The 13,761-nt window shown below is 49.1% G+C and carries 14 protein-coding genes and 1 tRNA gene; 8 read left to right on the top strand and 7 right to left on the bottom strand.

Translation table 11 applies throughout. The features are described 5' to 3' along the window. Nucleotides 1-18: 18 nt before the first annotated feature. Nucleotides 19-801, bottom strand: a complete 783-nt coding sequence (gene cobS, locus FHS77_RS00130; protein ID WP_184218248.1) for an adenosylcobinamide-GDP ribazoletransferase — start codon at nt 799-801, stop codon at nt 19-21. A 144-nt stretch (nt 802-945) separates the two neighbouring features. Between cobS and cobT the strand changes: the two genes are divergently transcribed. Continuing rightward, entirely contained in the window at nt 946-1,965 is a 1,020-nt protein-coding gene (cobT, locus tag FHS77_RS00125) for a nicotinate-nucleotide--dimethylbenzimidazole phosphoribosyltransferase (RefSeq protein WP_184218245.1), read from the top strand. A 65-nt stretch (nt 1,966-2,030) separates the two neighbouring features. Here the strand turns inward: cobT and FHS77_RS00120 are convergent, their stop codons facing one another. The 3 genes from FHS77_RS00120 to FHS77_RS00110 all read right to left on the bottom strand — a co-directional run bounded on the left by FHS77_RS00120 (nt 2,031) and on the right by FHS77_RS00110 (nt 3,956). Further along, entirely contained in the window at nt 2,031-2,510 is a 480-nt protein-coding gene (locus tag FHS77_RS00120; protein WP_184218242.1) for an Lrp/AsnC family transcriptional regulator, read from the bottom strand. A gap of 131 nt (nt 2,511-2,641) precedes the next feature. After that, nucleotides 2,642-3,292, bottom strand: coding sequence for a uracil-DNA glycosylase family protein (locus FHS77_RS00115; protein ID WP_184218239.1), 651 nt, complete (start codon nt 3,290-3,292; stop codon nt 2,642-2,644). Continuing rightward, on the bottom strand, nt 3,285-3,956 hold the full coding sequence (locus FHS77_RS00110; RefSeq protein ID WP_184218236.1) for a thermonuclease family protein: 672 nt from the start codon (nt 3,954-3,956) through the stop codon (nt 3,285-3,287). The genes FHS77_RS00115 and FHS77_RS00110 overlap by 8 nt, the downstream gene beginning before the upstream one ends. 189 nt (nt 3,957-4,145) lie before the next feature. Here FHS77_RS00110 and bluB point away from each other — a divergent pair, with 189 nt between their 5' ends. Further along, complete coding sequence (gene bluB, locus FHS77_RS00105; protein WP_184218233.1) at nt 4,146-4,769, top strand: 5,6-dimethylbenzimidazole synthase; 624 nt, start codon at nt 4,146-4,148, stop codon at nt 4,767-4,769. Between the two features lie 161 nt (nt 4,770-4,930). Here bluB and FHS77_RS00100 read toward each other — a convergent pair. The 3 genes from FHS77_RS00100 to folE form a co-directional block, all read right to left on the bottom strand. Further along, nucleotides 4,931-5,015: transfer RNA gene (locus tag FHS77_RS00100), tRNA-Leu, on the bottom strand. Between the two features lie 348 nt (nt 5,016-5,363). Continuing rightward, a complete protein-coding gene (hisI, locus tag FHS77_RS00095) occupies nt 5,364-5,780 on the bottom strand; it encodes a phosphoribosyl-AMP cyclohydrolase (protein ID WP_184218230.1) in 417 nt (138 codons plus the stop codon). 22 nt (nt 5,781-5,802) lie between these two features. Continuing rightward, nucleotides 5,803-6,384, bottom strand: a complete 582-nt coding sequence (folE, locus tag FHS77_RS00090; RefSeq protein WP_374786232.1) for a GTP cyclohydrolase I FolE — start codon at nt 6,382-6,384, stop codon at nt 5,803-5,805. Nucleotides 6,385-6,745: 361 nt separating this feature from the next. On the opposite strand from folE, the gene FHS77_RS00085 reads away from it, so the two are divergent. The 6 genes from FHS77_RS00085 to FHS77_RS00060 all read left to right on the top strand — a co-directional run bounded on the left by FHS77_RS00085 (nt 6,746) and on the right by FHS77_RS00060 (nt 13,342). Further along, complete coding sequence (locus tag FHS77_RS00085; RefSeq protein WP_184218224.1) at nt 6,746-7,177, top strand: iron-sulfur cluster assembly scaffold protein; 432 nt, start codon at nt 6,746-6,748, stop codon at nt 7,175-7,177. Further along, complete coding sequence (gene yidD, locus FHS77_RS00080) at nt 7,177-7,554, top strand: membrane protein insertion efficiency factor YidD (RefSeq protein WP_184218221.1); 378 nt, start codon at nt 7,177-7,179, stop codon at nt 7,552-7,554. Before FHS77_RS00085 ends, yidD begins: the two co-directional genes overlap by 1 nt. 163 nt (nt 7,555-7,717) lie before the next feature. Beyond that, nucleotides 7,718-9,700: a threonine--tRNA ligase gene (gene thrS / locus FHS77_RS00075; protein WP_184218218.1), complete on the top strand. Its 1,983-nt coding sequence runs from the start codon at nt 7,718-7,720 to the stop codon at nt 9,698-9,700. Between the two features lie 320 nt (nt 9,701-10,020). After that, nucleotides 10,021-11,346 (top strand): proline--tRNA ligase, encoded by a 1,326-nt coding sequence (gene proS, locus FHS77_RS00070; protein ID WP_184218215.1) that lies wholly within the window; start codon nt 10,021-10,023, stop codon nt 11,344-11,346. Beyond that, on the top strand, nt 11,346-12,659 hold the full coding sequence (locus FHS77_RS00065) for a lipoprotein-releasing ABC transporter permease subunit (RefSeq protein ID WP_184218212.1): 1,314 nt from the start codon (nt 11,346-11,348) through the stop codon (nt 12,657-12,659). Before proS ends, FHS77_RS00065 begins: the two co-directional genes overlap by 1 nt. Beyond that, a complete protein-coding gene (locus FHS77_RS00060; RefSeq protein ID WP_184218209.1) occupies nt 12,659-13,342 on the top strand; it encodes an ABC transporter ATP-binding protein in 684 nt (227 codons plus the stop codon). Before FHS77_RS00065 ends, FHS77_RS00060 begins: the two co-directional genes overlap by 1 nt. The last annotated feature ends 419 nt before the right edge of the window (nt 13,343-13,761 follow it).

The following is a 13,761-nucleotide window of genomic DNA, read 5'->3' as shown; positions in this document are numbered from 1 at the left end:
ATGAAAAAGATGCGCATTTCAGAGGCTAATAACAAGTGCCAATAATAGCGATAAGACGGTTATTTGCTGGGCAGCGCCAAGCACATCGCCGGTTTGTCCGCCAATTTTGGCAAGGCTTAAATTGGCAAAGCCCCAAAGAATGAGGAGCGCCACCAGCAAAGCAAAGAGAAATGTCGCCACACTGGCAATTATTGTGAAGCCTATGCCCAAAATTCCGACCCCGATAATGAGGGCTGTTTGGGTGGCCTCCAGCGAGGGAGCGCCGATCTTGTCCGATAAGCCGCCGGAGCGCGCTGAGGGAAGTTTATACCAGAGGCTCATCATGGCTGCGCGGCTGGCAGCTTCAATGGCGATGATTGCCAGAGCAGCTGATTGCGCCCCAGATTTTTCAATGATGGTTGCCAAAAAGATGGTTTTAAGCCAAATCGTGCCGATGAGTGTGATGGCGGCAAAAGTGCCGATATGGGAATCTTTCATGATTTCCAACCGGCGCGTCTGTGTTGAGCCGCCAAAGAAGCCATCCGCTGTGTCGCCGAGGCCATCTTCATGCAAAGCACCGGTGATGAAGGCCAAGGTTAGAAAAGTGATGAGTGCAGCGCCCATTGGCGGTAAGCCCAGCTGGCTGGCAATGATTAAGCTCAATGCACCGATTGCGCCCAGCACCGCACCGGCAAGAGGAAACGCATAAGCGTGATCCTGCAATGATTCGTCCGATCCGCCATACCAATGCGCCGGCAATGGCAGGCGGCTTAAAAAGCCGAGTGTATGGACGATAGAACGGCTGATCGTTTTTTTTGTCACGCAGCTTCTCCGGTCATTTTCAGGACGAATAGTCACTTTCCCTCTATAGGCCGTTTGAAAATCGGCTTCAAAGGCTTATAGGAGATCAACAATAAAATTACATCCATCCTGTTTATTTCCCAAGAGCGACTGGACTGAAAGATTATGAGCACAAGCGGCCTGCCTTTTGATGATTTTCGTGAGCTGATCCGTAACCTGCCGGGGCCTGATGAAGATGCGGTTGCGCAGGTCAAAGCGCGCGAAGCACAACTTACCAAGCCTGCCGGTTCGCTGGGCCGTATGGAAGAGCTGGTGGAATGGCTTGCCAGATGGAGCGGTTTGGGCAAGCCGCAGGTTACCCGTCCATTGGTTGCGGTTTTTGCCGGTAATCATGGTGTGACTGCGCAAAATATCACCCCTTATCCGGCAAGTGTCACCGCGCAGATGGTGGAAAACTTTGCCGCTGGTGGTGCTGCTATCAACCAGATTTGCATTGCTTATGATCTGGGGCTCAAGGTTTTCGATCTGGCGCTGGAATATCCAACAGCTGACATCACGGTCGATGCTGCCATGGATGAGCGAAGCTGTGCTGCAACTATGGCCTTCGGCATGGAATCGATTGCCGGCGGCACCGATCTTTTGTGCATCGGTGAAATGGGCATTGGTAACACCACCATTGCAGCTGCCATTGCCTGCGCCCTTTATGGCGGGACGGCTGAAGATTGGGCAGGTCCTGGCACCGGCTCAACCGGTGAATTAATGGATCGCAAACTGGCCGCTATCAATAAGGCCATCGCACTGCATCAGGATCATCTGAAGGACCCGCTGGAAGTGTTGCGTCGCTTGGGCGGCCGTGAAATTGCAGCAATGGCCGGAGCGATTCTGGCTGCACGCATGGAAAAAATTCCGGTTATCATTGATGGTTTTGTTGCAAGCTCTGCCGCAGCAATTTTGCATGCGCTTGATGCTTCAGCGATTGATCATTGCATGTTCGGTCATGTTTCTGCTGAGCCGGGTCATCGCCGTATGCTTGAAAAACTGGGCAAAAAGCCATTGCTGGAAATGGAAATGCGCCTTGGTGAAGGCACTGGTGCTGCTTTGGCTGCCGGTATCGTGAAAGCCGCAGCTCTTACCCATGCAGGTATGGCAACATTTGAACAAGCTGGCGTAACTAGTTCAAATTAATAGTAATTTCCTAATTACAATGAAAAAACCGGCTGAGATTTCAGCCGGTTTTTTTAATGATCTGATCAGGAGGTTTCTTTATCAAGAACCATATAATCAAGCGGTAGCTCGGTGGTATATTTAATCTGCTCCATCGCGAAGGAGGAGGAAACATCGCGAATTTCAATGCGGTTGATGAGGCGCTTATAGAATGCGTCATAGGCAGCAATATCCGGCACGGCGACGCGCAAGAGATAATCAATATCGCCGCTCATGCGGTAAAACTCGATCACTTCCGGAAATTCCTGCACCACTTCTGAAAAGCGCTTCAGCCATTCATTGCTGTGCGAATTGGTGCGGATGGAAACAAACACAGTCACACGGGCATTGATTTTTGCCGGATCAAGAATGGCAACACGGCGCTTGATGATGCCGTCTTCTTCTAACTTTTGGATACGGCGCCAGCAAGGAGTGGTGGACAACCCGACCTTTTTAGCAACATCTGCAACCGCAAGGGTTGCATCTTCTTGCAGCAAACGAAGAATTTTTCTGTCAAGCCTGTCCATTCGCTCAATTTCCCTTAAATGGAACCCATATTATCATTTGTGCAGTTTCTTTGAAACTTGATACTCTTATGGAGAGCATAAAGCAAAAAGAACAGCAAATAAATTCTACTATTCTTAAATTATATAGAACTTTAATCTAAATTTGGAAAAAGTTCAGCGGTTAGTTTTTGCAACTCAGGTAATAGGTCCTGCTCAAACCACGGATTGCGTTTCAGCCAGCCGCTATTGCGCCATGACGGATGGGGGATTGGCAGAATGCGGCGTCCGTTTTCGTCCGGTGCTTCAAAGAAATCCCGCCAATGCAGCACTGTTTCGGTCAGTGATTTATGACGTCTTTTGCCTAAGTGATAGCTTTGCGCATATTGGCCGATGACAATTACGAGTTTGATCTGTGGCATCAGCGGAAAAATACGGTCATGCCATACCTCTTTACATTCGCGGCGTGGTGGCAGATCACCGCCACTTTTATCATAGCCGGGAAAACAAAATCCCATCGGTATGATGGCAAAGTGGTCGGGATTGTAAAAACTTTCACGGCTAACATTCAGCCATTGGCGCAAGCGGTCACCGGAGGGGTCGTTGAACGGGATACCTGTATTATAGACACGCATGCCCGGAGCCTGTCCACAAATTGCAATGGGGGCAGAGGCGGAAACTGTGCATACAGGGCGGGGCGGCATCGCCATGGCGGGCGGGTAGCGCGGATTGTCATGACAGAGGCGGCATTGCGCAATCTCATGCGATAGAGTTGTGATTAATTGTTGTTGCGTTTGTTTATTCATCAGTTCCACCACTGTTGAATAATCTATCATAGGCTTGTTTGATTATACGAATAAAATCCTTGAAATCGAAATAGGTTTCATCCGATCTATCTTTTTGCTGCGCAGTGGTTCGTTTGCGCCAGTTTTGCGGGCGTTCAAATTCGCCGGCCCAGATGCCGCGCTTATTTGTGCGCGCTTCACGCTCTTGTGCAGGATAATCATAATAGGAAACTGCATAGCCTTCTTCTACGAGCCATTGATTGATGTCGGTTTGGCCGAGATAGCAGTTTGCTAAAAAGCGTTTATATTTGTCACGTGCAGAGCTGGTGCAATGAATGATCTGGCGTGCCGTTTTTTGCTGAAGCGCTTGCTTGGCGCTGACCCCGCAAGCCTGCCTTTGGTTATCAATCCGGCAGCTTTGCTTCATCTCCGGCGCATCGATGCCTTTCAGGCGCAAACGCTGCTGTTGCAGAGTAATTGTGTCGCCATCAATGATGGTGGCAATGCCTGTCCATTCTTGTGTTGCATCAGTTGTTTGCGGAATGCGGCTGACGAGAAAAGCAATGGCGATTAAAATGAGGATAGCGAAAAGCGCGTCGAGAATGAGCGGGCGGCGACGTTTTGATTTCAGCTGTTTTCGATATGTGCGGGTAGGGTATTTACGACCATATGGTGGTCTGGACATGAAACCTTACTCCGTACAATCACTCCGTTATAAAAATTAGAACAAATAAAGAACTTTTGCAATGGTATAATTTTAAGGTGCGAGTATAGGCTGTTGCTCTGGCTGGGAGGGCGGGATAGAGATTGTTTTAGATATATGAAGGGCGTGATGATCGTCGTTCGACCACTGAATTGATTATGGTTTTTATAGATGCAATTTTCCGATGCTGACCAGCAGGTTTTGATTGATATTATGCGTTGGCGGCGTGATGTCCGGCATTTTAAGCGGGAAGCGGTGCCAGCGCATTTGATAATGGAGTTGCAGCGCGCCGTTCAGCTTGCGCCTTCTGTCGGTAATTCAAGGCCGTGGCGCATATTTATGGCGCAGTCTCATGCAATTCGTAATGCGGTTTATGAAAATTTTCAGCAATCAAGTCAGAAAGCAGCCGGAATTTATGAGCCTGAGCGTTTGGCGCAATATGAAAAGTTAAAGCTTGAAGCCATTCAGACGGCACCGGTACAATTGGCAATTTTTACGGATACCGATCCGACACAAGGTCACGGATTAGGGCGGCAAACATTGGCTTCAACTTTGGAGCAAAGCACGGCGATGGCAGTGCAAAACCTTAATCTGGTGGCGCGCTCTCATGGGCTTGGTGTGGGGATGGTGTCGATTTTAAATCCGGGTGCCATGGAGCAGCTTTTTGAAGTGCCTGAAAGCTGGCGCTTCAGTTTTTATCTTTGCATCGGCTGGCCGGAATTTAAGAGCGATACGCCCTTGTTGCATGAACTGGGCTGGCAGGAAAATATCGAGCAAAACTGGATTGATATGTAATATTATCGAATATTGCAGATGAAAAGATGAGAGGCTTAATGTGTATTTCTCAATAAAATCAGAAGTGATTTTAAGCCGCTTTGTGAAGTGGAGGCTTAAAAGAAAATTCAATTTATCTTATTGTTTATGATAGCTTTTTCTCAATCCTCGTAAGGAGAGAATGGTGCGGTCGAGAAGACTCGAACTTCCACGGGTTGCCCCACAGCGACCTCAACGCTGCGCGTCTACCAATTCCGCCACGACCGCACTGTGTGGTAGAAACCGAACTGCTTCGGTGAGGGCGATTTAGCAAATCACTTATGACTGCACAAGCCCTATAATAAAAATATCGCAATTATTTTTGTAAAACATTGCTGCAATTACGCTTTTTGTGTTTGAAGCCCTTAAAAAGCCAGCATTTGCGGGGTTTCTAATTGTTACTTTTTATTTCATAAAAAACACCGGTTTTCCACAGATGGTGTTTTATAGGTTGTGGTGCGTTGAGTTAAAACACTGTCAGGTTGATTTTTGCGTGAATCAGTTATGTTCATCCGAATCTAACAATCTGACTTTTAAAGAGAAAAGACCTCACCGATGGGGTGAGGTCTTTAAAGATCATTCTGATTTGATTGTTAAGCGGGCTGCGCCGTCAATCAGGCTGACTTGTCTGTAAAAGCAGGAGCGCCTTTCCGTGTGGCAGGTAGGGCCGTTGCCAGCCACTTCCACATGGAGGCAGAGCGCATCCTGATCGCAATCAGTGGTAAGAGATATGACAGTTTGCAAATTGCCGGATGTTTCGCCCTTTTTCCATAATTGCTGACGCGAGCGCGACCAATAATGGGCAATGCCTGTTTCCAGTGTCAGGCTCAGTGCTTGCGCATTCATATGCGCGACCATTAAAACGCTGTTGTCGAGAGCATCGCAGACCACAGCGGTAATGAGGCCGTTACTATCGAAGCGCGGTGCAAATGCAGCGCCTTCTTCAATGTCATGTTTCGAGCAGTCGCTCTGGGGTTGAAATTCAACGCTCATGTGGTTCTCTTTATCTTAGCAGTCAGGATGCGCGGATCAGGCTCATGAAGCGAACCTGTTCGTTGACATTGTCGCGGAACTCACCGGTAAATGTAGTGGTAATGGTGCTGGAGCCTTGCTTGCGGATGCCGCGCATAGCCATGCACATATGTTCCGCCTCCAGTAAAACAGCGACACCGCGCGGTTTTAAAATTGTCTGGATGGAATTAGCGATCTGAGCGGTGATGTTTTCCTGTGTTTGCAGGCGGCGGGCAAAGACCTCAACCGTGCGGGCAATTTTGGAAAGGCCGACAACTTCGCCATCCGGCAGATAGGCTACATGTGCCTTGCCGATGATCGGCACCATATGGTGCTCGCAATGCGAATGGAACGTAATATCTTTCACCAGTACCATGTCGTCATAGCCGCCGACTTCTTCAAAAGTGGTGCCGAGAATCTCTTCCGGATTTTCTTCATAGCCGGCAAAAAGCTCTTTGTAGGATTTGGCTACGCGTTTTGGAGTGTCGAGCAGGCCTTCGCGGTCAGGGTTTTCACCTGCCCAGCGTAAGAGTGTGCGCACTGCTGCTTCTGCTTCTTCCTGTGACGGGCGCTGCATAGCTGCCATTGTATCACTTTTCTTTGGGGTGTCGCGTAGGTTATCCATGTAAGTATCTCCCGTAGTCTCCTTCATGCCTGCGGCTAGAGGAGACGAGTTGAACGGCAATACCAATTAAACCTGACATAGAGCCAGATGTGTATTGGAAGGATTTTTGTCTCTCTTTATATAGAGAGTGGCTGTTTTCTTCGTGCTATTGAAAGCAGAACTGTGATTAACTGAGATACTTGAAAATTGCACGATATTTCTCGGGGGCTGGCTTAATGGCTGGCACAAGTTTTATCAGCTCATTATATAGTATGGAAACAGTATTTAAAAAGGCATCGCTCTATGATCTGTGCCTGATCGGGTTTGCGAGACAGAGTAAGCAATGATTGACGATCTCTATAATCAGCGGATTTTGGAATTTGCCGGTAGTATCTCCAAGACGGAGCGTCTGGAACAGCCGCAGGCGACAGCCAAGGCGCATTCCAAATTATGCGGCTCGACAATCATTGTTGATCTTGATGTTGCAGATGGAATTGTCAGCAGTTTCGGGCAGGATGTGAAAGCCTGCGCTTTAGGGCAGGCGACGGCCTCGGTTATGGCGCGCACAATTATTGGTGCGACGCCGGAAGAGCTGAAGGCTTTGCGTGAGTGCATGTATGAAATGCTGAAAAATAATGGCGAAGCACCGCAGGGGCGCTTTGATGATTTTAAATATTTTGCACCGGTGCGCGAATATCGGGCGCGCCATGCTTCGACACTTTTAGTGTTTGATGCGGTGGTGGATTGTCTGACGCAGATTGAGCAGGCCGGCTGATGTGTGGCTGCGGTGGTGATCATGCGCCCAAAACCAAGGCAGAGCGCAAGCCCTATATGGGGCGGAATTTCAACGGGGCATGGAAGAAAACACTGGGGCGCTTGTTCGGCACCGGTTTTGTGCGGCTTTATCAGCTGACATTATCCGGCTTTATCGGCAATTCCTGCCGTCATCTGCCGACTTGCTCGGAATATACCTATGAGGCCATTGCACGATATGGTTTGTGGAGCGGTGGCTGGATGGGGCTTTTTCGCGTGATGCGATGCGGCCCTTTCGGGACTGATGGTTTTGATCCGGTGCCGCAAGTGATGCCTGAGGGCTATCGCTGGTATAAACCGTGGCGCTATTGGCTCATTGCCCGCAAAACCAAGGGCTGAGACGTCTTGAAAGCTTTACCTTGGCTGCAAAAAGATTTATGAGCTAGGTCAGGCTGTAAAAATTCAGGTTTTTCTAAGGAAAACTTTAGTTACAGCGAAGAATAATCAATTCAATGAAGGCAACCACCCGCAATCGTTGGCGGGACTGGATAAGGACAAAATTATGTCGAATGTTGTTTCGTTAAAATTCCCTGATGGTTCTGTCCGTGAATATGACAGTGCCATGACCGGCGCGGAGCTGGCAGAATCAATCTCCAAATCACTGGCGAAAAAAGCTGTGGCCTATGTCATGGATGGCACTATTCGTGATCTGACCGATCCGCTGGGTGCTTCTGCTGATGTGGAAATTCTGACCCGCGAAGACCCGCGCGCGCTTGAGCTTATTCGGCATGATTGCGCTCATATCCTCGCAGAAGCTGTGCAGGAACTGTTTCCGGGCACGCAGGTTACCATCGGTCCTGTGATTGAGAACGGCTTTTATTACGACTTTGCGCGCAACGAACCTTTTACACCGGATGATCTGCCGGTGATTGAAAAGAAAATGCGAGAAATTATCGGTCGCAATAAAGCGTTCAGCAAGCAGGTCTGGTCACGCGAAAAAGCCAAGCAAGTTTTTGCCGAGAAGGGCGAAAGCTACAAGGTTGAGCTGATCGACGCTATTCCGGAAGATCAGAACCTCAATATTTATTATCAGGGTGAAGACTGGTTTGACCTTTGCCGTGGCCCGCATATGGCGTCCACCGGTCAGGTTGGAACTGCTTTCAAACTGATGAAAGTGGCCGGTGCTTATTGGCGCGGTGACAGCAATAATCCGATGCTGACCCGTATTTACGGAACAGCCTTTGCCAGCGACAAAGACCTGCAAGCCTATCTGACGATGCTGGAAGAAGCTGAAAAGCGTGACCATCGTCGTCTGGGTCGTGAAATGGATCTGTTCCACTTCCAGGAAGAGGGTCCAGGCGTTGTGTTCTGGCATTCCAAAGGCTGGCGCATGTTCCAGACATTGGTCAGCTATATGCGCCGTCGTCTGGATACACATGGCTATCAGGAAGTCAACGCGCCGCAGGTGCTTGATAAATCCCTTTGGGAGACATCAGGTCACTGGGGCTGGTATCGCGACAACATGTTCAAGGTAACTGTTGCCGGTGATGATACGGATGATGACCGCGTTTTTGCTCTGAAGCCGATGAACTGTCCGGGTCACGTACAGATTTTCAAACATGGTTTGAAATCTTACCGCGATCTGCCGATCCGTCTGGCTGAATTTGGTAATGTGCATCGTTATGAGCCATCAGGCGCTCTGCATGGCCTGATGCGTGTGCGCGGCTTTACGCAGGATGATGCGCATGTGTTCTGTACCGATGAGCAATTGGCCGCAGAATGCCTTCGCATTAACGATTTGATTTTGTCTGTCTATAAAGACTTCGGTTTTGAAGGCATCACGATCAAATTGTCGACACGCCCTGAAAAGCGCGTGGGTTCGGATGAGCTTTGGGATCGCGCAGAAGGCGTGATGATGGAAGTTCTGGAAACAATTAAATTCCAGTCTCCAGAAATCAAAACATCGATCTTCGAAGGTGAGGGCGCGTTCTACGGTCCTAAATTCGAATATACGCTGCGTGATGCGATTGGCCGTGAATGGCAGTGCGGGACAACACAGGTAGACTTCAACCTGCCTGAGCGTTTCGGTGCTTTCTATATCGGTAATGATTCCGAGAAGAAGCAGCCGGTGATGATCCACCGCGCGATCTGCGGTTCGATGGAGCGTTTCCTTGGTATTCTGATCGAAAACTTTGCCGGTCATATGCCTTTGTGGTTCGCGCCAGTTCAGGTGGTTGTGGCAACCATTACATCTGACGCAGATGATTATGCGCGAGATGTGGCTGCAACGCTGAAAGCTGCCGGTTTGCAGGTCACAACCGATCTTCGCAATGAGAAGATCAACTATAAGGTTCGTGAACACTCACTGCAGAAGGTTCCGGTCATTTTGGTTTGCGGTAATCGCGAAGCAGAAGAGCGTACCGTCAATATCCGTCGTCTTGGTTCACGCGACCAGTCGTCTATGAGTCTTGATGAGGCTGTTGCGTCGCTGGTGCATGAGGCAACACCACCGGATTTGCTGCGTTTGAAAAATAAAAACGCCTGATCAGGGCGTTTGTAGTTTAAATGCTGATATGAAATCACGGCATTGGCCGGACTTTAAAAGTCTGGTTGATGCCGTGATTTTTTGTTGTGGTGACAAGACAGGTGACCACAAAAATGTTATGCAAATATTTGGTCAAGCTCTGCTCTTCGCCATGATTTGGTGCCGAATTGAATTTATAGTTTTTTCAAAGTGCAACAATGATAACAAACCACTCTGGCCGGGTTCCCATTATCCGCAGATGTGGCTATGAAATTATGAGCTTTATATAGTTTTTTGCCTGATTCTTTGCCGGACAGGCTATTCTTTGATTGGTGGTTTTGATGCGTCTTTCGCAGTTCTTTTTGCCCATTCTTAAGGAAACACCTAAAGAGGCGGAAATCGTCTCGCATCGTTTGATGCTGCGCGCTGGTATGATCCGTCAGCAGTCTGCCGGTATCTATGCCTGGCTGCCTCTGGGGTTGAAAGTCCTTAACAAAGTTAATGCTATTATCCGCGAAGAGCAGAACCGCGCCGGTGGTAATGAAATTTTGATGCCGACGATCCAGTCTGCTGATCTTTGGCGTGAAAGCGGCCGTTATGACGCTTACGGCAAAGAAATGCTGCGCATTAATGACCGCTCAGACCGCGAAATGCTGTTTGGCCCGACCAATGAAGAAATGGTCACCGACATTTTCCGCTCTTATGTGCGTTCTTACAAAGATCTGCCGCTTAATCTTTACCACATCCAGTGGAAGTTCCGCGACGAAGTGCGCCCTCGTTTTGGTGTGATGCGCTCACGCGAATTCCTGATGAAAGATGCTTATTCTTTCGACATCGATTATGAAGGCGCGAAAGCGGCTTATTACCGGATGTTCGTGTCCTATTTGCGCACATTCTCCCGCATTGGTGTGCAGGTTGTGCCGATGCGCGCTGATACAGGCCCGATCGGTGGTGATCTCAGCCATGAGTTCATCATTCTGGCTGAAACCGGCGAAAGTCAGGTTTTCTGTGATCGCGCTTATCTTGATTTGGAAGTGCCGGGTGCGGACATTAATTTCTTTGATGATGCAGCAATGGCTGCCATCGTTGACAAGTGGACTGCACCCTATGCTGCCACTGAAGAAATGCATGATGAAGCCGACTGGGCAAAGGTAGATGCCGCAAATCAGGTTGCTGCACGCGGTATTGAAGTTGGCCATATCTTCCATTTCGGCACCAAATATTCCGAGCCAATGGGCGCCAAGGTTCAAGGCCCTGATGGTAAAGAACATCTGGTTTCGATGGGTTCTTATGGTATTGGTCCATCACGCGTTGTGGCTGCAACCATTGAAGCATCGCATGATGATGATGGTATTATCTGGCCTAAGGCAATCGCACCGTTTGATGCAGGCATTGTTAACATGAAGCCGGGTGATGAGGCTTGTGATGCTGTGTCTTCGAAGATTTATGAAGCATTGATCAATGCTGGTCTTGATCCGTTGCTGGATGACCGCGACGAGCGTGCCGGCGTTAAATTTGCAACCATGGATCTGATCGGTCTGCCTTATCAGGTGATTGCAGGCCCGCGCAGTGTTGCTAATGGAGAAGTTGAAATTAAAACCCGTGCAACCGGCGAAAGACAGACCCTTTCCGTTGAAGCAGCGATTAATTTCCTGGTAGGCCAATAATGACAAAAACGGCGGCAGCACCTGCCAAACGCGTCGAAAATAAAGCATCAAATCTGGAGTCAAAACCGTTTTCGGTGTTTGAACGCATGATCGCTTGGCGCTATTTGCGAGCGCGCCGCCGCGAAACTTTTATCTCAGTGATTGCCGGTTTTTCTTTCACCGGCATCATGCTGGGCGTGGCAACCCTCATCATTGTTATGGCGGTGATGAATGGTTTCCGCAGTGAACTGCTGACCCGTATTCTGGGCATTAACGGCCATCTGATCATGCAGCCGATCGACCAGCCATTGGAAGATTATGCTGATCTGATCAAGCGTGTTGATGAGATCAAGGGCGTAAGCTTCGCCATTCCTGTGGTGGAAGGTCAGGCACTGGTGCAGGGCAATGTCGGTGCCGGAACCGGCGCTTTGGTGCGCGGTCTTCGTGAAGAAGATATTGATAAGCTGGAACTGGTTGCTGAAAATATCCGTCAGGGCACATTGGAAGGCTTTGATGGTAGCAGCAGTGTGGCTATCGGTACGCGTATGGCGCAAAATCTAGGGCTGACCATCGGCGATAGTCTCAAAGTTATTTCGCCTGACGGGGATGTGACACCTTTTGGTGTGAACCCGCGGGTGAAGTCCTATGAAGTGGCTGCGATTTTTGAAATCGGCATGTCGGAATATGATGCGTCGATTGTCTTGATGCCATTGAATGAAGCACAGCTTTTCTTCAATCAGGAAGGCCGCGTGCAATCGCTGGAAATCTTTGTCGATAATCCCGACAAAGTGGACGAGTTAAAGGCACCGGTTGAAGAGGTGGCCGCCAGACAGTTGCTTTTGACCGATTGGCGCCAGCGCAATCAGACCTTCTTTTCAGCCCTTCAGGTTGAGCGCAATGTGATGTTCATGATCCTGACCCTGATCGTATTGGTGGCAGCTTTGAATATTATTTCCGGCCTCATCATGCTGGTGAAGGATAAAGGGCGCGATATCGCTATTTTGCGTACCATGGGTGCCACGCGTGGTTCCGTGATGCGTATTTTCCTGATGACGGGCGCTGCTATCGGTTTTACCGGCACATTGGCAGGAGTGGTGTTAGGTGTGGTGATTACGCTTAATGTGGAATCGATCCGCCAGTTTTTCTCATGGCTGTCAGGCACAACTTTGTTCAGCCCTGAACTTTATTTCCTGAGCCAGCTTCCGGCCAAAATGGATCTGGGTGAAACACTCACAGTGATTATTATGGCTCTGGTTTTGTCTTTTGTTGCAACCATTCTTCCGGCATGGCGCGCTGCCAAGCTCGATCCTGTTGAAGCTCTGAGGTACGAATAATGGCTGCGGAACCGATTTTACGCCTTTCGGGTGTCAGCCGCGCCTATAAAGAAATTGACCGTGAATTGGTCATTCTCAAAGACGCGGATTTTACATTGAAGCGCGGCGAGATGGTGGCGCTTGTGGCACCATCCGGCGCAGGTAAATCCACGCTTTTGCACACAGCAGGCTTGCTGGAGCGCCCTGATCATGGCGATGTGTTTCTCAATGGCCGTTCATGCAGCGAGCTGGGCGAGGGCGAACGTACAGCCATTCGCCGCAATGATATTGGTTTTGTTTACCAGTTCCATCATTTGCTGCCGGAATTCTCAGCGCTTGAAAATGTGATGATGCCGCAATTGATCCGTGGTTTGCCGAAAGCAGCTGCGGCAAGCCGCGCCCAGCAGCTGCTTGATTATATGAAGGTGGGTAAGCGCGCATCGCACCGTCCGGCCGAATTATCAGGTGGTGAGCAGCAGCGTGTGGCAATTGCCCGTGCCGTTGCCAATGCGCCGCTTGTTTTGCTGGCAGATGAGCCAACCGGTAATCTTGATCCTCACACTTCCTCTTATGTATTTGAGGCATTGGAAGCCCTCGTGCGTCAGTCTGGTTTGTCCGCTTTGATCGCTACACATAATCATGAACTGGCACGCCGGATGGATCGCCGTGTGACCTTGCAGGATGGCAAGGTTATCGACGTTTAAGTCATTATTCGGCTTATCTTTTTGAAAGATTGCAAGAGGGCTTTTGAGCCCTCTTTTTTTGTGCCTGTTATGGCTTCCAGCTATAAAGCGCGCTTTTCCTACCTTAAAGCTTCCAATGAAAATTTCATAAATCGTAAACTATGAGTGGAACATAGGGGGTACAAGACGCTTGACTTTGGAACAATAATGGAACAAATTAAAAACATAAGAGAACAAACAATGGAGTTTCCCGATGACGGATCTTATTCAGGATGTGATGTCCTTTATTTCGGTCAGCCTGTTCATTGCGACTTTCGCAATCTGGATCAGCGCAATCTGATGTCTGTTATAAGTCCTGCCTGTTGATAATTCGAGGTCGCCGTAATGGATGGCGCTCTCAAAGGTTATGAAACTGGACTTTCTGAACTTATTCCCCGACA

Source organism: Paenochrobactrum gallinarii (genome assembly GCF_014205685.1).
GTDB classification, from domain to species: domain Bacteria; phylum Pseudomonadota; class Alphaproteobacteria; order Rhizobiales; family Rhizobiaceae; genus Paenochrobactrum; species Paenochrobactrum gallinarii.
This window is presented reverse-complemented; position numbering and strand designations above follow the sequence as displayed.